The 21,046-nt window shown below is 75.1% G+C and carries 20 protein-coding genes; 6 read left to right on the forward strand and 14 right to left on the reverse strand.

The genetic code is table 11. The annotated features are described in order from the left end of the window. Nucleotides 1-8: 8 nt before the first annotated feature. The 3 genes from PKE99_RS18165 to PKE99_RS18175 form a co-directional block, all read right to left on the reverse strand. Nucleotides 9-551: a hypothetical protein gene (locus tag PKE99_RS18165; protein ID WP_197040711.1), complete on the reverse strand. Its 543-nt coding sequence runs from the start codon at nt 549-551 to the stop codon at nt 9-11. 104 nt (nt 552-655) lie between these two features. Further along, nucleotides 656-1,093 (reverse strand): DUF5709 domain-containing protein, encoded by a 438-nt coding sequence (locus tag PKE99_RS18170; protein ID WP_037048070.1) that lies wholly within the window; start codon nt 1,091-1,093, stop codon nt 656-658. Then, nucleotides 1,083-2,138: an enoyl-CoA hydratase/isomerase family protein gene (locus PKE99_RS18175; protein WP_037048067.1), complete on the reverse strand. Its 1,056-nt coding sequence runs from the start codon at nt 2,136-2,138 to the stop codon at nt 1,083-1,085. The genes PKE99_RS18170 and PKE99_RS18175 overlap by 11 nt, the downstream gene beginning before the upstream one ends. Nucleotides 2,139-2,182: 44 nt before the next feature. Between PKE99_RS18175 and PKE99_RS18180 the strand changes: the two genes are divergently transcribed. Beyond that, nucleotides 2,183-3,355: a CoA transferase gene (locus PKE99_RS18180; RefSeq protein WP_037048064.1), complete on the forward strand. Its 1,173-nt coding sequence runs from the start codon at nt 2,183-2,185 to the stop codon at nt 3,353-3,355. Further along, the gene (locus tag PKE99_RS18185; RefSeq protein WP_037048061.1) at nt 3,352-4,686 is read left to right on the forward strand and encodes an amidohydrolase family protein; all 1,335 of its coding nucleotides are present in this window, start codon (nt 3,352-3,354) and stop codon (nt 4,684-4,686) included. The genes PKE99_RS18180 and PKE99_RS18185 overlap by 4 nt, the downstream gene beginning before the upstream one ends. Before the next feature lie 38 nt (nt 4,687-4,724). On the opposite strand, the gene PKE99_RS18190 is transcribed toward PKE99_RS18185, so the two are convergent. Further along, a complete protein-coding gene (locus PKE99_RS18190; protein WP_051737705.1) occupies nt 4,725-5,312 on the reverse strand; it encodes a TetR/AcrR family transcriptional regulator in 588 nt (195 codons plus the stop codon). A 106-nt stretch (nt 5,313-5,418) separates the two neighbouring features. Between PKE99_RS18190 and PKE99_RS18195 the strand changes: the two genes are divergently transcribed. Continuing rightward, on the forward strand, nt 5,419-5,844 hold the full coding sequence (locus PKE99_RS18195; RefSeq protein ID WP_197040715.1) for an organic hydroperoxide resistance protein: 426 nt from the start codon (nt 5,419-5,421) through the stop codon (nt 5,842-5,844). 63 nt (nt 5,845-5,907) lie between these two features. Here PKE99_RS18195 and PKE99_RS18200 read toward each other — a convergent pair whose 3' ends face one another. Both PKE99_RS18200 and PKE99_RS18205 read right to left on the reverse strand, forming a co-directional pair. Then, a complete protein-coding gene (locus tag PKE99_RS18200) occupies nt 5,908-8,493 on the reverse strand; it encodes an MFS transporter (RefSeq protein WP_271214890.1) in 2,586 nt (861 codons plus the stop codon). 75 nt (nt 8,494-8,568) lie between these two features. Then, on the reverse strand, nt 8,569-9,063 hold the full coding sequence (locus tag PKE99_RS18205) for a MarR family winged helix-turn-helix transcriptional regulator (protein WP_051737703.1): 495 nt from the start codon (nt 9,061-9,063) through the stop codon (nt 8,569-8,571). 170 nt (nt 9,064-9,233) lie between these two features. On the opposite strand from PKE99_RS18205, the gene PKE99_RS18210 reads away from it, so the two are divergent. After that, nucleotides 9,234-9,821 (forward strand): TetR/AcrR family transcriptional regulator, encoded by a 588-nt coding sequence (locus tag PKE99_RS18210; RefSeq protein WP_037048057.1) that lies wholly within the window; start codon nt 9,234-9,236, stop codon nt 9,819-9,821. Nucleotides 9,822-9,889: 68 nt separating this feature from the next. Next, nucleotides 9,890-11,026 (forward strand): MBL fold metallo-hydrolase, encoded by a 1,137-nt coding sequence (locus tag PKE99_RS18215; RefSeq protein WP_271214891.1) that lies wholly within the window; start codon nt 9,890-9,892, stop codon nt 11,024-11,026. Here PKE99_RS18215 and PKE99_RS18220 read toward each other — a convergent pair. Then, nucleotides 11,023-12,426: an MFS transporter gene (locus PKE99_RS18220; RefSeq protein ID WP_231498284.1), complete on the reverse strand. Its 1,404-nt coding sequence runs from the start codon at nt 12,424-12,426 to the stop codon at nt 11,023-11,025. The genes PKE99_RS18215 and PKE99_RS18220 overlap by 4 nt on opposite strands. 314 nt (nt 12,427-12,740) lie before the next feature. On the opposite strand from PKE99_RS18220, the gene PKE99_RS18225 reads away from it, so the two are divergent. Further along, nucleotides 12,741-13,106: a hypothetical protein gene (locus PKE99_RS18225; protein WP_156067718.1), complete on the forward strand. Its 366-nt coding sequence runs from the start codon at nt 12,741-12,743 to the stop codon at nt 13,104-13,106. 95 nt (nt 13,107-13,201) lie between these two features. On the opposite strand, the gene PKE99_RS18230 is transcribed toward PKE99_RS18225, so the two are convergent. From PKE99_RS18230 to PKE99_RS18260, 7 genes are all read right to left on the reverse strand, one after another. Next, nucleotides 13,202-13,639 (reverse strand): TraR/DksA family transcriptional regulator, encoded by a 438-nt coding sequence (locus PKE99_RS18230; RefSeq protein WP_081924313.1) that lies wholly within the window; start codon nt 13,637-13,639, stop codon nt 13,202-13,204. A gap of 183 nt (nt 13,640-13,822) precedes the next feature. Beyond that, nucleotides 13,823-14,806, reverse strand: a complete 984-nt coding sequence (locus tag PKE99_RS18235; protein WP_037048052.1) for an NAD(P)H-dependent flavin oxidoreductase — start codon at nt 14,804-14,806, stop codon at nt 13,823-13,825. 140 nt (nt 14,807-14,946) lie between these two features. Continuing rightward, nucleotides 14,947-15,258: a hypothetical protein gene (locus tag PKE99_RS18240; RefSeq protein WP_037048050.1), complete on the reverse strand. Its 312-nt coding sequence runs from the start codon at nt 15,256-15,258 to the stop codon at nt 14,947-14,949. A 177-nt stretch (nt 15,259-15,435) separates the two neighbouring features. After that, the gene (locus PKE99_RS18245) at nt 15,436-15,666 is read right to left on the reverse strand and encodes a hypothetical protein (RefSeq protein WP_037048049.1); all 231 of its coding nucleotides are present in this window, start codon (nt 15,664-15,666) and stop codon (nt 15,436-15,438) included. Nucleotides 15,667-15,686: 20 nt separating this feature from the next. Then, entirely contained in the window at nt 15,687-16,988 is a 1,302-nt protein-coding gene (locus PKE99_RS18250; protein ID WP_037048047.1) for a YeeE/YedE family protein, read from the reverse strand. A gap of 12 nt (nt 16,989-17,000) precedes the next feature. Next, on the reverse strand, nt 17,001-19,235 hold the full coding sequence (locus tag PKE99_RS18255) for a hypothetical protein (RefSeq protein WP_156067717.1): 2,235 nt from the start codon (nt 19,233-19,235) through the stop codon (nt 17,001-17,003). Then, nucleotides 19,219-21,039: a selenium-binding family protein gene (locus tag PKE99_RS18260; RefSeq protein ID WP_231498283.1), complete on the reverse strand. Its 1,821-nt coding sequence runs from the start codon at nt 21,037-21,039 to the stop codon at nt 19,219-19,221. The genes PKE99_RS18255 and PKE99_RS18260 overlap by 17 nt, the downstream gene beginning before the upstream one ends. Between the last annotated feature and the right edge of the window lie 7 nt (nt 21,040-21,046).

Consider the following 21,046-nt stretch of genomic DNA (forward strand, 5'->3'; position numbering starts at 1 on the left):
CGCGGGTCTCAGTCCGAGGAGGACGACGACGAGGAGCCCGAGTCGGAGGAGGAGCTCGACGAGAAGTCGGACGAGGAGGAGCTCGACGAGGAGTCGGAGGAGGAGCCGGCCGACGGGTCCGAGCCCGACCAGCCGGAGTCGGCCCCGGGGCCCGACCAGCTCGGCTCCCACCCGTCCCGGCCCGGATCCGAGGTCCACGAGCCGCCACACGAATGATCCACGCCGTGCCGATGGTCCCGGTCGTCGCAGGAGTCGTCACCAGAACCGTCGCCGCTCGTCGGCCGGTCGCCGGGCCACGCCCAGAACGGCTCCTCCGCTCCGCCGGGTGAGCCGTGCCGGTACGGCGCGGGCCCGCCGGCGCCGACGCTCCGCAGGTCGGCCAGCAACCGCCGGTGCGGGGCGGTGACGAGCCGGAGCACCAGCAGCGCGATCGCCGTGCCGATCAGCACCGGCAGTCCGAAGAGCAGCCCGGGCCGGCCGAGGACCGCGTAGAGCACGCCCAGCACGAGCAGGTCGCTGAGCAGGACGAGGGGCAGGATCCAGCGGGGCACGATTCCGCCCCCGACGGTCGACGACGGTGAGTTCACGGCCCGACCACGATCATCGGGTCGCGGGCGTTAACGGCACCTGCTCCTCGGCGCCTCCTCGTCGGCGGCTACTGCTGGTCGTCGACGACGTGGACCGCGGCCTCCTCCGCGGAGGCGCCGGCGCCGTCGATGCCGACGTCGCGGGCCCACGCGTCCGCGTCCGTGTCCGAGACCCCGCCCTCCGCGGCGTCGACGAGGCGCCCGGCGCGCGGGTCGCCGACCTGGTCGTCGCGCAGCTCGCCGTCCGTGTCCGAGGTGTCGGACTGCCAGTCGGCGTCCTCGTCGTCGTCGCCCCAGTTGTCGGGCACCTCGCGGGCGAGCCGGTGGTCCAGGTCCTCGCCGGTGTGCTCGTCGGAGGGGGTGATCCCGTAGTCGTCGACGGCCCACGGACGTTCGGGCGGCGAGTAGCCCTCGTCGAGCACGTCCTCGACCCCGCGGTAGTCCAGCGTGTCCTCGGGTTCCAGCTGGTCGGTGTCCACGTCGGGACCGTTGTCGTCACGGCTCATGGGCGTCAGCCTGGCACTGCTCGGCGACGGCGTCGACGAGCCCCCACCGCAGCGCCGTCGGCGCGTCGCACGGCCTGCCCGACAGGGCGAGGTACAGGGTGCGCCACCGGCCGATGCGCCGCGGCAGGCTCACGGTGCCGCCGGCCCCCGGGATCAGACCCATCGAGACCTCGGGCAACCGGACGGTCGTGTCCGCGGCGGCCACGACGTGGCCCGCGAACGCCGGCACCTCGATGCCCGCGCCCACGCAGGGTCCGTGCAGGCGGACCTCGACGCGGTCGCGCAGCGCGTGCACCGGCCGGGCGGCGCCCGCGCGGGTCCGGACCAGGTGCGCCGTGGCCAGGTCGGGTGCGGTGCCGAACTCGTCGAGGTCGCCGCCCGCGCAGAAGGCCGGGCCCTCCCCGTCGATCACCACCTCCTCGACGTCCGGGTCCAGCAGGGCCAGGTCGAGCCCGCCGACCAGGGCGTCACGCAGCTGCCGGCCGTACGCGTTGCGCCGCTCGGGCCGGTTGAGCGTGAGGTGCAGGATGCGGCCCGCCCGGGCGACCCGGACCGGCTCGTCGACGGGCGGCGGCAGGGGGCGCGGGCCGCGGCGGTCGAGCCACGCCCGGAACTCCGGCCCGCCGAGCAGGGTGGAGTAGGCGAGGGACTCGGCGTCGAGCGCGGCGGGCACCGACAGCGCGCCGGACCAGCGCAGCAGCCCGGCCAGGACGGTCGCGGCCTGCGGGTTCGCCTCGGCCGCGGCGTGCAGGTCGGCCAGCGCGGCCCCGGGGTCCCCGACGCCGACGAGCTCCGGTCCGGTGTCACGACCGGCCGGCACCAGCGTCAGTGCCAGGGCCCGGACCAGCGGGCTCCAGCCCGGGCCGGGCTTCCCCACCCCGACCAGGATCCGGTCGGACTCCTCGGCGATCCGGGCCAGGTGCGCGACGTCGGCCGGCGGGCCGGAGAGATCGACGCCCAGCAGCGGCCCGTCGACGCGGGCCTCCGCGTCGAGCAGCGGCGCCTGGTCGGCGAGGTCGGCGGGGTGGACCGTGCGCGGCGTCATGGCGAGGCGAGCCTAGTGCCGTGACCGGCGGTTAGGGTGCTGGCGTGGGGACCGACGCCGCGGCGGACTGGGCGGCCTCGGGTGTCGTGCCCCTGACCGGCCACGCCGACGGGCCGCCGCTGGTCCCCCCGGGCCGCGCGGCCTCCGTCGCCGCCGAGCTGGGGTCCCTCTTCGGCGTCGACGGAGCCGCCCTGCTCGCCGAGCGCGCCGCCTTCACCGGGCACCGGCGCGCGGGCCGGGTGTCGGCGGGCGGGAGCTGCCGGCTCGTGCCGATCGCCGACGGCTGGGCCGCCGTCTCGTGCGCCCGGCCGGACGATCCCGCCCTGCTCGGCGCACTCGTCGAGCACCCGTTGCCCGACGACGACCCGTGGCCGCTGCTCACCGCCGCGCTGGCCGGGATGCCGGCACACGACCTCGCCGAGCGCGCCGAGCTGCTCGGGGTCGCCGGGGCGCCGATCCGCGAGGCCGCCGGCGCCGTGCGGTCGATCGGCGTCCCGCGGTCGGTGGCGGGTCTGCTCGTCGTGTCGTTCGGAGCCCTGTGGGCGGGGCCGTTGTGCGCGCACCTGCTCGCACGGGCCGGGGCCCGGGTGGTCACGGTCGAGACGCCGTCGCGGCCGGACGGGGCACGCCGCGGCGAGCCGCGGTTCCACGCGCTCCTGCACGCCGGTGAGCGGTCGGTGGTGCTCGACCCGTCCGTGTCGGACGCCCGTCGGGCCCTCGCGGCGCTGGTCGAGGCGGCCGACGTGGTGATCGAGGCTTCGAGGCCGCGGGCGCTGCGCGGGTTCGGACTCGACGCCGAGGCCGCGGTCGCGCGGGGCACGACCTGGGTCTCGATCACCGCGGCCGGCCGGGCGTCGAACCGGATCGGGTTCGGCGACGACGTCGCGGCCGCGGCCGGGCTCGTCGCCCGCGACGCCGAGGGCCTCCCGGTGTTCGCCGGCGACGCGATCGCCGACCCGCTCACCGGGCTGACCGCCGCCGCCCTGGCCCTCACCGCGCCGGGTGCGCTGCACGACGTCGCGATGGCCGAGGTCGTCGCCGGGACGCTCGACGGCAACACCGGCGGGAGCGCCCGGCGGGAGGGCGCGGGCTGGGTGGTCGACACTTCCTCTGGTCCCGTGCCGGTCGCCGCACCCCGGACTCGTCCCGTACCCGGGCCCGCACCGGCCTCCGGCGCCGACACCGCGGCCGTCCTCGCCGAGCTGGGCATCCGGTGACCGATCTCGTCCTCCGCGACGCCGAGGTCGACGGCGCCCGCGTCGACGTCCGGGTGCGGGACGGCCTGGTGACCTCGGTGTCGCCCGCCGGCTCGGGTGGGGGCCCCGCGGTGGAGTGCGAGGGGGGTGCCCTGCTGCCCGGGCTCGTCGACCACCACGTCCACCTGCACGCGCTGGCCGCGGCCCGACGCTCGGTCGACTGCTCGAGGCCCGATCTCGCCGCGGCGCTCGGCGCGGCCGCGCCGGACGAGCACGGTTGGGTCCGCGGCACGGGCTACCCGGGCGACGACCTCGACGCCGCCACGCTCGACGCCCTCCACCCCGGGCGTCCGGTCCGCGTCCAGCACCGCAGCGGGGCGCTGTGGGTCCTCAACTCCCGGGCGCTCGCGGCGCTGGGGCCGCTCGACCATCCCGGCGTCGAGCGGGCAGCCGACGGCACCCCCACCGGCCGGTTGTTCCGCGCCGACGACTGGCTCCGTGCCCGGCTCCCCGGCTCCGGGCTCCCCGACCTGTCCGCGCTCGGCCGGGAGCTGGCGGCCCACGGGATCACGGCGGTGACGGACGCGACGCCCGACCTGGACTCCTCGGCCGCCGCGGCGCTCACCGAGGTCGTGCAGCGCGTGATGCTGCTCGGTGTGCCGCTCGGGGCGAGCGCGCCCCCGGGTGCGGCCGTCGGCCCGCTGAAGATCGTGCTCGCCGACTCGGGCCTCCCGCCGTACGACGAGCTGGTGGCCCGGATCCGCGCGGGGCACGAGGCCGGGCGCGGGGTCGCCGTGCACAGCGTGACCCGCGAGTCGCTGGTCCTGCTGCTGGCCGCGCTCGACGAGGCCGGCCGGCACCCCGCGGACCGGGTCGAGCACGCGGCGCTGGTGCCGGAGGAGCTGGTCCCGGCGCTGCGGGGGCTCGCCGTCGTCACGCAGCCGGGGTTCCTGGCCGACCGCGGCGACCTCTTCCGGCGGGAGCTGCCGCTCGAGGAGCATCGCGATCTGTACCGGTGCCGGAGCCTGCTCCACGCCGGGGTGCGGGTCGCGCTCTCCTCCGACGCCCCCTACGGCCCGGTCGACCCGTGGGTGGTGATCGCCGCGGCGACCAGCCGCCACACACCCGACGGCACGGCTCTCGGTCCCGACGAATCCGTCCCGGCCCGGCAGGCGCTCGTCGCCTACCTCGCCGCTCCCGACGACCCCGGCGGCCCGCCGCGGACCGTGCGGCCGGGCGTCGCCGCCGATCTCGTCCTGCTCCACCGCCCCCTCGCCGCAGCCCTCGCCTCCCCCTCGGCTGCTGCCGTGCGCGGGACGCTCATTGCCGGGGAATGGGCGTACGGGGGCTGAGCCGGCCTCCACGGTCACTGGCCGGGGAGCATCACGGCTCAGGGCTGGGCCAGCAGATCCTCGAGCCCCCGCGCCAGGGTTTCCCGCGCCCGCGCCGCGTCGGCGAGGTAGCCGGCGACCATCGCCCCGTCCCGCAGCATCATCAGCTGCGCTCCGGCCTGCTCCGGGTCCGGGTGCCCGGCCACCCCCAGCTCCCGCACGAACAGCTCGGTCAACCACTGGCGGTGCTCCGCGACCGCGCGGTGCACGGGGCTGTCGGGGTCGGGGTACTCCGCGGCCGCGTTGATGAACGCGCATCCACGGAACCCGGCGGTACAGGCCTGCTCCCCCATCGCCCCGATCACGGCCCGCAGCCGCGGTGCCCCCTCGGGAGCGGGTCCGGCGAGCGTGCGGATCGCCTCGTCCACCGACCGCAGGTAGGCGACGACCAGGTCGTCCTTGCTCGGGAAGTGCCGGTAGAAGGTGGCGCGCGTGACGGCGGCCTCGCCGATCACCCGGTCGACGCCGACGGCGCGGATCCCCTCGCCGTAGAACAAGGCGGACGCGGTGCGCAGCAGGCGGTCGCGGGCCTCCGACCGGCCGGGGGTGCGGCCGTGGGGCGGGGAGTCGGCGAGCCGGGCGGGCATGCGGCCAGGTTAACAGACGGAACGATCGGTCTTGCGCTTCCGCGCGACCCGTGCCAGAGTCGGCCAACAGCAAGGAAAGACCGTTCGTTCTACCTACAGGGAGCCGATCGTGAAGGTGCTCTACACCGCCGCCGCCATGTCCAGCGGGGACGCCCGCAACGGCCACGTCCGCTCGTCGGACGGCCTGCTCGACTTCGACCTGGCCACCCCGAAGGAGATGGGCGGCGCCGGCGGCGCCACCAACCCGGAGCAGCTCTTCGCCGCCGGCTACTCGGCTTGCTTCCACAGCGCGCTCAAGGCCGTCGCACGGCAGAAGAAGATCGACATCACCGACTCCTCGGTCTCCGCGGAGGTCGGCATCGGGCCGAACGACCAGGGCGGCTTCGCCCTGACCGTCGCCCTGCACGCCGAGATCGGCGGGGTCGACCAGGCCACGGCGGACGAGCTGGTGCAGGCCGCCCACCAGGTCTGCCCGTACTCGAACGCCACCCGCGGCAACATCCCGGTCACGGTCGACGCGACCGTCGAGTGACCGCCTGACGGCCGGCACGGAACGGGCCCGGCACCGCGAGGTGCCGGGCCCGTCGTTCCTCCGTCAGTCGCCCGCGACGGGCTGGGGCGCGCGGCCCGAGGGCGCCGGGACCCCGCCCGGGGCGGGCGCGCCGAGCGCGACCCGGACCTCGGTCGTCCCGCCGGGGTCGACCCGGACGACCTGGACGTCCGGCGCGTACCCGGCCGCGGTGAGCGTGTAGGTGCCGCTCGGCAGGTCGGCGAACGCGAAGCCGCCCTCACCGTCCGTGGTGGTCGAGCCGACCACGCGGCCGTCGGCGGCGACGAGGGTCGCGACGGCGTCGGGCACGCCCCGCCCGCTGCTCGCGGCGGTGACGGTGCCGCGCAGCCCGGCCCGGTTCGGCAGGACGACGTCGTGCACCAGCGGGGCTTCGTCGGTGAGGGTCACCGAGGTCGCCACCGGCACCCCCGGCCCGGCTGCGGCCAGGGTGAACGCGCCGGCGGAGACGCCGGCGATCCGGTAGCGGCCGGCGTCGTCGGTCCGGGTGGTCCCGGCGACGTCGCCGCGGGCGTCGATGAGCGTGACGGTCACCCCGGCGGCCGGGACGGCGGGCTCGCCCCGCGTCACGGTCCCGGAGATCTCGCTGCCGCCGCCGAGCGTGACGTCGTGCCGGACGGGGCGGTCCGCCACGGCGACCATCGACGCCGAGGGCCGCAGCGTGCCGGACGACACGACGAGCAGGAACGTGCCGCCGGTCGGCAGGTGGAACTCGAAGCCGCCGTCGGCGTCGGTGGTGGCGCGGCCGATCTGCTCCCCCGTGCCGGCCGTCAGCGTGACGACCGCGTGCCCGATCCCCACGCCGCCGGTGCCGGCGACGAAGCCGTACACCGCGGGCCCGACGCCGTCGGGATCGGCCGGACGCCCGGCCGTGGCGTGGTGCGGCATGGCGTGCCGTCCGCGGTGCCAGTCATCGGTCGGCAGCTCGGCCGGGCCGGTCGCGGTGACCGGCGCGGCGACGGCCGCAGCCGGGGCGGCGGCCGCGGCGACGGCGCCGGCCGGGGCGGCCGCCGGCGCACCGTCGGCCTCGGCCTGCTGCTGGATCCCGCTGAGCGTGCGCAGCGGGACCTCCTTGATGAACACGATCGCGAGCAGCGAGACGATCGCCAGCGCACCCGCGACCAGGAAGATCCGGGCGGTCGCGTCCCCGTAGGCGCCGCGGACGATGTCGGCGACGAAGGCCGGCAGCTCGTTCAGGGAGCCGATCCCGACCTCACCGGAGGCGGCGCCGCTCACCGGGACGCCGGCGTCGGACAGGCCCTGCGTGGTGAGGTCCGCGACCCGGGTCGCCAGGATCGCGCCCAGCACCGAGACGCCGATGGTGCCGCCGAGCGACCGGAAGAAGGTGACGGTCGACGACGCCGCGCCCAGGTCGGTGACCCTGACCGTGTTCTGCACCGCCAGCACCAGGTTCTGCATGGTCATGCCCATGCCGAGGCCCAGCACGGCCAGGTGGACGCCCATCAGCCAGATGTTCGTGGCGTGGTCGATCGTGGCGAGCAGGCCGAAGCCGACGACCATCAGGATCGCGCCGACGACCAGGAAGACCTTCCACTTCCCGAGCTTGGTGATCAGCATGCCGGAGACGGTCGCCGAGAGGGTCGACCCGATGATCATCGGCAGGGTGAGCAGCCCGGACGCGGTCGGCGAGTAGCCCCGCGCGATCTGGAAGTACTGGCCGAGGAAGACCGCGCCGCCGAACATCGCGACGCCGACGGCGATGCTGGCGATCACCGCGAGCGTGGTGGTGCGCTCCTTGAACAGGGACAGCGGGACGATCGGCTCCGCCGCCCGCGACTCCACGAACACGGCGAGCCCCAGCAGGACGACGCCGATCGCGATGAGCAGCCACGACGTGCCCGAGCCCCACGCGAACTCGTTGCCGGCCAGGGTGACCCAGATCAGCAGGTCACAGACGCCGGCCGCGATCAGGGCGGCGCCCAGGTAGTCCACCTTCACCCGGCGCCTGACCACGGGCAGGTTCAGCGTGCGCTGCACGACGACCAGCGCGACCACCGCGAACGGCGCGCCGACCCAGAAGCACCAGCGCCACCCCAGCGAGCTGTCCACGATCACACCGCCGATCAGCGGGCCGGCGACCGTGGCCAGCGACATCACCGCGGCGATCGGGCCGGTGTAGCGGCCGCGCTCCCGGGGGCTGATCATGGCCGCGATCACGATCATGATCAGCGACTGCAGCGCGCCGAGGCCCAGGCCCTGCACGGCCCGCCAGACGATCAGGATGTCGACCGAGTGCGAGAAGCCGGCGAGGATCGACCCGCCGATGTAGAGGACGATGCCGAGCTGGACCAGCACCTTCTTCGAGAAGAGGTCCGAGAGCTTGCCCCAGATCGGGGTGCTCGCCGTGGACGACAGCAGGGTCGCGGTGACGACCCAGGTGTACTGGCTCTGCGAGCCGTGCAGGTCCGTGATGATCGTCGGTAGCGCGTTCGAGACGATCGTCGCCGACAGGAACGCGGTGAACATCGCCAGCAACATGCCGGAGAGCGCCTGCAGGACCTGGCGGTGCGTCATGCCGCCGGCCTCGCCGCTCGTCGGGGGCGCTGCCGGCGCGCTCGGCGCGACCGGTGTCTCGGCGCGGGTGGTGGACACGCGTGCTTCCTCGTCTCTGGGGGTCTCTCGGGTCGTGCGGGATCTCGGTACCGGGCGTACCCGGCGCGCGGGCGGCTACCGCGCGGGTGCCGGGTCGGACCGCCGCCGCGGGGCGGGCGTGATCCGGTGCAGGTCGGCGACCAGGCCGCGGAGCTCGCCGGCGATCCGTCCGACCTCCTCGTCCGTGCGGTGGGCGAGGGCGGTGGCGAGCTGCTCGGCGCGGTGCTCGCGGTACGCGGCCAGCACGGCCCGGCCCCGCTCGGTGACGCCGACCAGGTGGGCGCGGCGGTCCTGCGGGTCGGGACGGCGGGCGACGAGGCCGGCCTCCTCCAACGCGGCGACGCGCCGGCTGATCACGGAGGCGTCGACGTCGAGCGACGCGGCCAGCACCCCGAGGCGCTGCTCCCCGTCCGCCACGAGCAGGCCGAGCAGCCCGGCCCGCGAGGGGTGCAGGACGCAGGCGCCGTCGGCGGGCGGCTCGGCGTCGGCCAGCTGGCGCGCGAGACGGCCGAGGTCGACGAACTCGCGGATGGCCTCCGCGAGGTCGGACGCCGTCGACGTGCTGATCACGGACCTCTCCCTTTGGTTGCTACACGCAAGAATACGCCGATGCTTGCGCCATGCAACTTCAGGTCCGTCACGTTCGCCCCATCGGGTCACCCGGGCCCGCTCGTCCCGATCGGCCCGGTCCGTCCTGCTCGGGGCGGCTCCGGTCGTCGCGGGGCTAACCTGGCCGCGAGATGAGCGCCTCCCCCGCCGCGGGCCGCCCGCGCAACCCGGACGTCGACCGGCGGGTCGCCCGCGCCGCCGTCGAGCTCTTCGGCTCGCAGGGCTGGGCGGGGTTCAGCGTCGAGGCGGTGGCCCGCCGCGCGGGCGTCGGCAAGGCGTCGATCTACCTGCGCTGGCCGTCCAAGGAGGCCCTGCTGGTCGGTGCGCTCGCCGAGCGCGTGCCGGTGGTCGCGGACGTCGACACCGGCACCCTCCGCGGCGACCTCGTCCGGCTGGCGCGGCAGCTCCTCGACATGCACCTCGGTCCGTCCGGACGCGCCTTCGAGCGGATGGGGCTCGACGCGCCGCAGCTGCCGGGGGTGGCCGAGCGGTGGGAACGCCACCGCGAGGCCCAGGTGCGTGCGGCGCGCGCCATGATCCGGCGCGGGATCGACCGCGGCGAGATCGCCGCCGACACCCCGGTCACACTGCTGCTCGACACGCTGTGCGGCGGCGTCGCCCTGCACGTCTCGTCCACCCCGGAGCGCCTGCGGCCGAACATCGACGTGGAGGACTACGCGGAGCGTCTCGTCACGTTCCTGCTGCGCTCGGTTGAGTGAGCCGCCCGGGCCGGGTTACCGTCCGAGCAGGTTTTCGGACGTTCGGCGTCCAGGAAGTGGGTGGCCGGGTGGTGCAGAGGGTCCCTGCGGGCGGTGTCCCCGCGGGCGTGGAGGTCGTCGGGACGGCGCAGCGCGAGGCGTGGGCGGCGAAGGTGCTCCCGCCCGTCGAGCGGCTCGAGGCGGGCCTGTGGTCGGTGCCGGTGCCGATCCCGCACAACCCCCTGCGGTACACGCTCTGCTACCTCGTCCCCGGCGACGACGGCGTGGTCGTCGTCGATCCCGGATGGGACACCGAGGAGACGTGGTGCGCGCTGGTCGCCGGGCTGACCGCCGCCGGCGCGGGGTTCGACGACGTCGTCGGGATCGTCGCGACACACGTGCACCCCGACCACCACGGCCTTTCCGGCCGCCTCGCCGAGCGCAGCGGCGCGTGGATCGCGATGCACACGGCCGAGGCCGCCACGCTCCCCCAGCGCTGGGGCTCCGGCAGCGCCGAGGACCGCCGGCAGGTCATGGCCGGCTGGCTCTGCGGCTGCGGCGCCTCGGAGGACGAGGTCGGCGAGCTCACCGGCCCGCGGTCCGGCGGGCCGGACGGGGTCATGGCCGAGCCGGACGTCCTGCTCGACGACGGCGACGCACTCCCGCTGGCGGGCCGCACGCTCCGCGCGCTCTGGACCCCCGGCCACACCCCCGGGCACATCTGCCTGCTCGAGGCCGACGCCGGCGTGCTGCTGACCGGCGACCACGTGCTGCCGCGGATCACCCCGAACATCGGCCTCACCCCCAGCTCCGACGCCCCGGCCCTGGCGACCTTCCTCGACTCGCTCGAGCGCGTGGCCGTCACCGACGAGGAGCACGGCGGGCTCACGGCGCTGCCCGCCCACGAGTACCGGTTCCGCGGGCTCGCCGCGCGGTCCCGGGCGCTCCAGGCGCACCACGCCGAGCGGTGCCACGAGCTGCTGGCCATCGTCCGCGAGGCCGGCGAGCCGACGATGTGGGAGCTGGCGGCCCGGCTGACCTGGTCGCGGCCCTGGGAGGAGGTCGGCCCGATGCGGATCGGCGCGCTCGCCGAGACCGCCTCGCACGTGCGCTACCTCGTCGACCGCGGCGAGCTGGAGTGTCTCGGCGGCGTGCCCGGCGCGATCACGGCCCCCGAACCGGACCACACCCTGCGGGTCCGGCTCGCCCGCCGCGCCGCCGCCTAACGCTCGGCGATCAGCGCGCGGGCCTCGGCCTCGCTGGACACCGCCGGCCGGGATCCGGCGAGCGGCTTGCGGGCGCTCTCGGCCAGCAGCCAGACGGAGATCGCCCCGACGGCGCCGGCCGCCATCAGGTAGTAGCCCGGCCAGTTGAGGTCGCCCGTGGTGAGCACCAGCGCCCCGATCACCGTCGCGGCCGTGCCGGCGAAGGCCGACACGAACAGGTTGAAGGTGATCGAGAGGCCGCCGTAGCGGATCTCGGTCGGGAAGAGCGCCGGGAGCGTCGACGGCGCCGTCGAGGAGAAGCACACCAGCATCAGGCCCATCACCAGCAGGCCGAGGAAGGTCGAGCCGACCCCGCCCATACGCAGCAGGAGAACCGACGGCAGCCCGAGGACGACCAGCGCCACCGACCCGATCATGAGCACCGGGCGTCGGCCGATCCGGTCGCTGAGCCGGCCGAGGAAGGTGATCACCGCCATCAGGATCACCAGCACGGCGATCTGGAGCAGGTTCGACGCCGTCTCGCTGATCCGGTCCTCGGGCGGCAGCGTCTCCGTGACGTAGGTCGGGACGTACGCGGTGAGGACGTAGTTCGTGACGTTCCAGGCGATGATCACGCCGCCCGCGATCAGCATCTGCTTCCAGTACTTGGTGAAGATCAGCCGGAAGGCGCGGCCGGTCGGGGTGCCCTCCTTGGCCTCCGAGGACTGCAGCATCGCCTGGAAGGCAGGCGTCTCCTCGAGCCTCACCCGCAGGTAGAGCCCGACCGCGCCGAGCGGCAGGGCGAGCAGGAACGGGATCCGCCAACCCCAGCTGACCAGCTGCTCCGGAGTCAGGATCCAGGTCAGGAAGGTGACGAGCCCGGCGCCGAGCGCGTACCCGGTGAGCGTGCCGAACTCCAGCCAGCTGCCCAGGAACCCCCGCCGCCGGTCCGGGGCGTACTCGGCGATGAAGGTCATCGCGCCGCCGTACTCGCCGCCGGTGGAGAAGCCCTGGATCAGCCGGACGAGCAGGACCAGCAACGGTGCCGCGATGCCGATCGTCGCGTAGCCCGGCAGCAGGCCGAGGATCGTGGTGCCCGCGGCCATCAGGATCACCGTGATCGAGAGGACCTTCGTCCGGCCGATGCGGTCCCCGAGCGGGCCGAAGAACAGCCCGCCGAGGGGCCGGACCAGGAACGAGACCGCGAACACCGCGAACGCGTAGACCGTCGCCGTCGCCGGGGGCAGGTCGGTGAAGAAGACCTTGGTGATCGTGACGACGAGGTACGAGTAGACCCCGAAGTCGTACCACTCGGTGACGTTGCCGATCGCGGCCGCGCCGACCGCCCTCCTGATGGTCGCCTCGTCGGTGATCGTGATCTCGTCCAGGGTCAGCCCGGAGTCGCGTTCCTCGTCGGCCACTACTGTCCTTCCGTCGTCACCGCCGGGGAACGCTAGTCGCGGTGCCAGGGGATTGCAGGACGGAACGATCGGGCGAATGGGAGCATCTGCGCAGGTCAGAGGGGCCTGTCCCGATCAGGTGGCGGGAGTCGCACCTGGTAGCGGCCGTCCGCGGCGCGTCCGCTCGTCCGATCCCGCTTCGGCACGGCACACCCGCTCCGCCCGGTCCCACACCCATCCCGGCGCCGCACACCCGCTCCGACCCGGTCCCACACCTGTGGAGTGCGTCGCACACCCGGTCGACGGCCCGCGCGACGCACCTTCGGGTGTGCGAGGTGCGATCAACCGTCGAGGACGCGGCGGAGGCGGGCGGCGACCGTCCCGAACTCCCGCAGCTGCCCCAGGTCCAGCGCAGGACCGTCCAGCCCGCGGCGCGGATCGCGTCCTCGCGCACCTTCTCGGCGAAGACCGCGGCGCCGGCCTCCTGCCCGGGCGCGAGCAGCCGCCCGCACCTCACGCGGCCGTCGAACTCCCCGACCACGCGCTGCTCCCGCCAGGCGAAGTCGACCCGCCCGTCGACCCCGCGCGCGACCCCGGGGACGACGAGTTGCAGCACCGGCGGCGGCAGGCCGGCCGCGGCGATCGCGATCCGGCTGGGGACTCCCCCCGCTCTCGGCGCCCTCGGCGACGAATCGTCCTGAGGGGCCGCCGCCCCGACGGGTGTGGGTGGACCCGACGGGTGCGCCGGCGGTCGGAGTGGGTGTGCGAGGACCGATCGGGGGTGCGAGCTGTCTGCTCAGCGGCGGCGTCGGCGGCGGAGGTCGGCGCAGGTGAGGCAGGTGTCAGTGGCGGGGAGGGCCTCGAGGCGGACGTCGGGAATGGCGGCGCCGCAGCGGGCGCAGCGGCCGTAAGCGCCTTCCCGCAGGCGGTCGGCGGCGCGGTCGAGGGCGGCGATCTCGTCCCGCGCGCCGCGGAGCAGGCCGAGGAGCTGGGCGCGTTCGAAGCCGATCGTGACGCCCTCGGGGTCGTGCTCGTCGTCGTGCGTGGTCAGGGCCTGCTGCTCGGCGAGCGCCTCGACCTGCACCTCCAGCGCATTCGCCCGGGCGATGGCGGCGGCGCGAGCGTCGGCGATCCGGTCGGCGTGGCGATGCGGACCGGCCAACGAAGCCTCCGTCGGCTCCTCGCGGCCCGCCGCGGATCGCGCGACGGCGTCGGGGCCGGGATCGGAGGGCATGCCTCCACTTTCCCGGCCCCGGCCGCCGAACGCAGCCCCCGCTCCGTTCTGCCGGACCTCCCGACTCGCCGGAGCGCACAGCCCGACTTCCACGGCGCGACTCGCGCTGCCACAACTCCCGACTCGCGCTGCCACAACTCCCGACTCGCGCTGCCGTAAGTCCCGACTCGCGGGAGCGGAGCCTCAGACCGCGGCGGGTGCGCCGACCATCCCGGCGAGGCGGCCGGTGATGATCTCCTCGGCGTCCCGGACGATGCGGGTGATGAGCTCCTCGCAGGTGGGGATGTCGCGGATGAGCGCCTGCACCATGCCCGCCGACCAGATGCCGTGGTCGAGGTCGCCGGTCTCGTAGACGATCGCGCCGCGCTTGCCCGCGACCAGGTCCCGGATGTCCTCGAACTGCGCGCCGGCCTTGAGCTTCTCCACGACCTCGCGCGACACGGCGTTGTCGGCGACGCGCGCGGTGTTGCGGAGCTGCCGGAAGATCAGCTGGGTGTCCCGCTCCCCCGCCTCGACCAGCCGGTCCTTGACGTTCTGGTGGATGCCCGACTCGACGGTCGCCATGAAGCGGGTGCCCATGTTGATGCCGTCGGCGCCGAGCGCGAGCGCCGCGGCCAGCCCGCGACCGTCGCCGAACCCGCCCGAGGCGATGAACGGGATCTCGAGGGCGTCGGCCGCGGCGGGCAGCAGGATCAGCCCGGGGACGTCGTCCTCACCCGGGTGCCCGGCGCACTCGAAGCCGTCGATGGACAGGGCGTCGACACCGAGGTTCTGCGCCTTGATCCCGTGCCGGACCGAGGTGCACTTGTGGATCACCTTGATGCCGGCGGAGTGGAAGTGCTCGAGGTGCTCGATGGGGTTGGACCCCGCGGTCTCGACGAACGGCACGCCCTCGTCGATGATCACCTGCCGGTACTCCGCGTAGGGCGGCGGGGTGATCGCGGGCAGGATGGTGAGGTTGACGCCGAAGTTCTTGTCGGTCAGCTCCCGGCACCGCCGGATCTCCGCCCGCAGGTCCTCCGGGGTGGGCTGGGTGAGGGCCGTGATGAAGCCCAGGCCGCCCGCATTGGCCACCGCCGCGACGAGCGGCGCCCGCCCGACCCACTGCATGCCGCCCTGGGCGATGGGGTGCTCGACCCCGAACAGTTCCGTGAAGCGCGTCCGCATCCTTGCTCCGCTCCCCGCCCGCCGGGAACCGCACGCGCCCGGCTCACCCGGCCACGAGAGTCCCACTGAACGAACGATCGACTAGGTCTCCTCGCCGTGATCGTGCCCGGCGGCCCTGAGGCGCGTCAATGAACTCCGGCTCACGTCACGGCGGAGGTCGCCCGGACCGGGGAGCGCAGGAACATCTCGTCCGGCCACGGCCCCGTCCCGACGACGGCGGCGAAGTGCCCGTCGATCCACTCCCGCTCGGCGGCCCGGTGCCCGGCGGGGTCGGCCGGCTGCGGCAGGCCCGACCATCCGCACTCGCACCGGGCGAGCACGGCGACGTACCCGGAGAGCCGCTCCCGGACGTCCGTCCAGATGTCGGTGGCCCGCCCCGCGGCGTCGAGCCCGGCGACGTAGCCCTCGTGCTCGTCCGTCGACTCGTCGGCCGCCGGCCCGATGAACAGCATGGACGCCACCCTGTCGCCCGACCGTCGCGGCGGGAAGCACCCGGGAGGTTCCTCACCCGGCCGGTCCGCGAACGGCCCCTGCGGACCGGCGAGCGGCGGAGATCCCCGGACACACCGGAGCCGCCACGACCGCTCGCGAGGTCGTGACGGCTCCGGTCCCCGGTGGGCAGGTCGGCGCTAGTTGATGCCGCCGACGAGGCCGTGGACCGGTGCGATCGCGTCGAAGACCCCGAAGGTCGGGTCGTCGACCGGGACCGGCACGTGGTCGGTGGCCCACAGGGGGTTGCCCGCGACGGCCGGGCCGGGCTCCGTCGGCGGTTCGGCGATCACCGGCGCGGCGTGGGCGACGCCGCCGGCGAGCGCGGTCAGGGCGATCCCGCCGAGCACGGCGGAGGTCACACGGATCATGGAGGGTTCCTTTCTGGTGATCAGCAGATCGAGTCGGCCGGCTTGGGGTTCGAGAGCCCGAACAGCGGCCGCAGCCGCAGCCCGACCCACGTCCCGGCCAGCGCGACCACACCCCAGATCCAGCCGTGCAGGCTGAACGAGGCGATTCCGGAGAAGTAGGCGCCGATGTTGCAGCCCCCCGCGAGCCGCGCGCCGTACCCCATGAGGATCCCGCCGACGACCGCGCCGACGGCCAGCTTCCACGGGATCCGCTTGTGCAGCAGGAAGGCGCCGCCGACCGCGGAGGCGAAGAGCGCGCCGACCATGATCCCGAGGTCGAGCACCGAGATCCGGTCGGCGAGGACCGGGCCGGCGAGCGACTTCGCGTTGGCGGGCTGCTGCCAGAACGCCCAGTTCTGCGGCTCGGCGCCGAACCACTGCAGGACCTTGGCGCCCCACAGCCCGAACGCCGACGTCACGCCCCAGGGCTGGCCGGACACGAACAGCACCGCGGCGTTGAGCACCGCCAGCACGATCGCGCCGACCCACAGCGGCCACGAGCCGCGCAGCACGCGGGCGACCCCGCGGGCCGACGGCGGCCGCTCGACCGGCGGCGGGGTGCGCCGCCTGGCCACCCAGTAGGTCAGACCGGTGATCAGCACCAGGACCAGCAGCGACGCGCCGACGGCGCCGGGGATGCCGCCGAAGACGTCGACCAGCGAGATGGCCGGGCCCTGCGGCACGACGTCGTTCCAGAACGGGAAGGACAGCGCGGCGAACACCGAGCCGACGATGAAGCCGAAGAGCGTCAGCACGATGGCGCTCTGCCCGCTGCCGACGGCGAACAGCGTGCCGGAGGCGCACGAGCCGCCGATCTGCATGCCGGCGCCGAACAGGAACGCCCCCACGACCAGCCCGATCCCGACCGGTGACACGTACCCGCGCGGGTCCCCGGACAGTCCGATGCCGGTCGCGAAGATCACGCCGAACAGCACGGTCGCCACCCCGAGCATCACCATGTGCGCACGAATCGCGGCGCCCTGCCCGACGGCGACCAGCTGCCGCCAGCCGGAGGTGAAGCCGAAGCGGGAGTGGAACAGGGTGAAGCCGAGGGCGAGGCCCAGCGCGCCGGTCCCGACCATGGTCGCCGGGGCGACGCGCGAGATGCCCCACAGCAGCAGGGCGGCCAGCAGGATCGCGACGGCGGTCGGAACCCACTGCACCGGCGGCGCCTCGCGGTCGGCCGGGCCGAAGGCGGCGCGTTCCTGGGCGGGGACCCCGCGCAGGGCCCGCACCAGCGGGTTCCCCGCCGGTCCGCCGACCGGTTCATCGAGCACGGACATGGTTGGTCTCCTTCACGAGGGATCGAGGGGGGCGCTGACCGGCACGACGGTCCCGTGGGGGAACCACGCGGCCGGGTTGCCGCCGCCGTGGTGCCCGTCGGTGTCGCCCGGGGCGTTGACGGTCATCGGCACGTCGACGGGCGCCGCGCCGAACAGGGCGGGCCGCTCGTCGAGCGGGACACCGGAGTGCGCGGCCCACCGGACGTACCCGGAGGTCGAGGGCGCCTCGCCGGGGAACGCGGCGCCGACCTCGCCGGCGTACCGCTTCGCAAGCTGGTCCTGCGGGTTGAAGGCCAGCGGCACCACGGACGACGACGTCCGGGTCACGACCCCTGCGGTCAACAACCACGGGGCCAGATACGTTCCGCCCAGGTGGGTCGGGGTCTCGAGCGCCCGGGCCGAGGCCTCCCGGAGGGTCGCCGCGGCGGGCGCCCAGCCGGACACGACGATCAGGGCGCTGTCCGCGTCGGGCCGCTCGACGAGCCGGGCGCCGGCCTCGGTGGCCCGGGTCCGGACGAGCTCCGCCGCCGCCAGGGAGCGGGGCGAGTCGTCCGCCACGACGCGCACGCTGCGCACGCCGTGGTCGGTGAGCGTGCGGATCGTGGCCCGCAGCGCACCGGCGTCGGCCTCGGACAGGGTGTCCGACGGGCACGTCCCGGCCTCCGGGGTCGCGTCGCCCGGCCGCTGCCCGACGAGGTCGCCGAGCAGGGCCGCCGCGCACTCCGGGCCGTCGGGGCCGGTCAGGGCCCCCTCGACGGGGGTGGCCGCCGCCGACCCGGTGTCCACGGGAACGGTGCTCGTCACGCCGCCGGCCGAGACCGTCAGCGTGCTCGCCCCCGCGGGCAGGTCGACGACGGCCCAGCCGCCCGCCGCACCGTCCCGCGCCGTGAACGGGACGGCGGGGGCGGACGTCGGATCGGTCGAGACGCTCGCCGCGGTGGGGAGCGTCGGGCCGTGTTCGTGCCCGCCGGTCGCGAGCGCGACGGGCTGGACGGCGGTGCCGTCCGTGGTGCCGGGCGGCGGGTAGCCGGTCCCCGAGAGGCGGACCAGGTTCGGGCCCGGCCGCATCGGGGCGACCAGCACGGCGAGCCGGTCGGCCCCGGCGCCGACCGTGCGCAGGAGCGGCCGGCCCGGCTCCGGACCCGGCCCTGGGAGGGGCAGGGTCGCGAGCAGCGCCGCCGCGGCGATGCCGGCGACACCGGTGACCCCGGCGATGCGGTGCAGCTCCCGGGCCCGCAGCCGCCCCGCCGGCAGCAGCGCCGCGGCCCAGCCCGCCATCACGAGCACGGGCAGCGCGACGGCCGCGAGCCCGGCCAGTCCGTACCCGCTCCCGGTGAGGTCGTGGGTGGTGTCCGGCCCGCTGACGACGAGCTGGGCGACCCCGGCGCCGACGGCGACGGCTCCCGCGGCGATCGCGACCCGGGCGAGCACCCCGGACCGCGGGTGCACGTCGGGCCGGTCGGCCTTCTCCGGGACCGCCACCGCGCCGAAGGGCACCGTCGGTGCCTCCGCGGCCGCGCGGCTGCGCAGGCCGGCCGAGGGCGCACCGGTCGCCGGCCCCGACCCGGCCGGGACCGCGGGCTCCCCCGCCCGAGGTCCCGGCGCGGGCCCGGCCCGCCGGGCCCCGGCGGCCGCGACCGCCGTGGCCCCGACGAGCACACCCGACGCGACGGCGTAGGTCGCGTCGAGCGCGAACGCGAGCCCGGTGTGGATCGACCCGAGCTGGGCGGCCAGCAGCACCAGCAGCACCGCCCCCGGCACGGCCGACCAGCGGGTCCCGAGCAGGGCCGCGGCCACCAGGGCGAGCACCACGTGCGCGACGGTGCCGAGCACCGACACCGATCCCGTCAGGTGCGTGATCTCGGCCGCGGCGGCCACGACGCCCGCCGCGACCCACGCCGTCACCAGCAGCCCGCGCGGGACGTGCCCACCGAGCAGGCCGCGGGAGGACCCCTGCGGTGCGCGCCGACCGAGCAGGCCGTGCACCAGGGCGATCCCGCCCGCCAGCGCCGTCCCCGCCAGCAGGGCCACGCGCAGCAGCACCACCGCCGGACCGGCCTGCTCCCCCAGCGCCGCGGCCGCACGCGCGGCGGGGGTCACGACCACGGGCCCGGCGAGGGCGGTGCCCCCGCTCGCCACGAGGGCGAGCGGGAGCACCACCACGGCCGCGGCGGCCGCCCGGCCGCGGCGCACCAGGGCGCGCCGCGACCGGGAGACCCGGTGCCGGGTGTTACTTGATGTCGGCATCGTTCGCCACGAACAGCATCGAGTGGGGCTTCGCGTTGCCGAAGGAGCCGTGCGGCCAGCTCTCCCGGTTGAACGAGATGCAGGTGTCACCCGTGTTCTCGTCCCTGAAGTCCTCGTCGAGCTTGAGCTCGCCGTCCTTCTCGATGTCCACGATGCAGACGCGGTGGTCGCCGTCGGTGCCGGTGCGGGCCACGAAGTAGTTCGCGGTCGCCAGGCGCTTCGGCTGGTCGGTCTCGTGGTAGAAGCCGTCGTCACCCAGCTCGAGGTTGTCCAGGGCACCCCAGTGCGGGCCGGCTGCGGCCTTGCCGGGGTTGATGACCTGGTGCCCCTTGAGCGTCGGGCAGTCGGACTCCGCGCCACCGCCGGCGATCTCGTCGGTGGTGTCGATCGAGCAGGTCGCCTCGTCGCCCGCCTCGACCAGCTTCTCGATGTCGAGCGCGATCACGCCGCCGGCGGTGCCGGGGTCGTCCTTGCCCAGCGCGCCGGGCTTGCGGCCGATGACGGCGTGGTACAGCGTCTTGTCGTCGGGGCTGGTCTGCAGCCACCCACCGTTCGACGACGGGCCGCCGTTGTCACCGGCCTTCGGGTCCAGCTCCTTCACCGCGGCGGAGAGGTCGTAGATCTCCTTCCACTCCGGCTCCGGGACCGTGATGTCCGGCGTGTAGAACAGCGCGCCACCCTGCATGGTCTGGGCGAACGCACCCTTGTGCCCCGGCAGGTTGGTCACCGTGGTCTCCATCGCCGCGCGGTTCTCGTTGTGCAGCGGGTCCTGGCCGTCGGACCGCGGGCCGGTCGGCAGGTAGGACACCGACTTGACCCTGGGGTGGTTCAGGTCGGAGATGTCCCAGGTCCGGACCGTGGGCCGACGCAGGTACGGGGACGGCGCCTTGACCGGGTCGAGGATGATCGTCCGCGGCTCGGCGTAGTCACTCGTGACCATCGTGTTCAGGTCCTCGCGGACCTGGATGCCGTGCGGGTTGGCGCAGCTGGGCTGGCCGAGCGCCGGCATGTTGAGGCACTGCGTCGGGTCCTCCGGCGTGGTGGTCGCGGCCGGGGCCTCAACCAGCTTCTGCCCGTCCGGACCGAACCGGACGACCTCGCCGGGCGTGCCCGCGAACCCGTTGCCGGTGCGGACCTCACCGTTCGAGTAGGTGCAGGGGCCCGGGACGACCGGGCCGCCCATGTAGGTCCCGTAGGCCGTTCCATCGTTCAGAACCCAGTACGCGTCCGGCACCGACCCGCAGAGGGTTTGGCTGGGGAGGCTGATGCCGGAGAGCTTGAGCTCCGGCAGCGCGGACACGTCGAAGACATAGGTGGCCGCCGAGTAGAGGCCACCCGCGTAGATCTTGTCGCCCTTGCGCCACGAGTACTGCATGTGGTGCGGCTCGTTCTCGACCAGCGGGCCGACGGTCGCGGTGTTGACGACCTTGCCGTAGCTGGGCGAGCCCTTGGTGACGTCGACGACCGCCATGAAGTCCGGGCCCGGGAGGGCGTTGCGAACCTTGTCGGTCGGGTTCGTCAGGGACCCGGGCAGGTTCTTGACGTCCGGGACCACCGTGTCGGCGACGTTCTCGTCGCCGGCCCACACGACCATGTACTCCGGTCGCGTGGAGGCGCCGCGCGAGTCCTCGGCGGCGTCGGTGTCGATGTTGTTCTCGACCCAGTAGTCCTTGCCGTCGGCCCCCTTCACGGCGGACTTGACGGTCTCGACATCGGCGTACGCGTCGCCGCCCGGCAGGGTGGTCACCCCGGCCACGACGCCCAGGGCCAGGAGCCCGAGCAGGATCTTCTTGGGTGCGCGCATCCCGGCC

The organism is Pseudonocardia halophobica (assembly GCF_027922425.1).
Taxonomy (GTDB): domain Bacteria; phylum Actinomycetota; class Actinomycetes; order Mycobacteriales; family Pseudonocardiaceae; genus Pseudonocardia; species Pseudonocardia halophobica.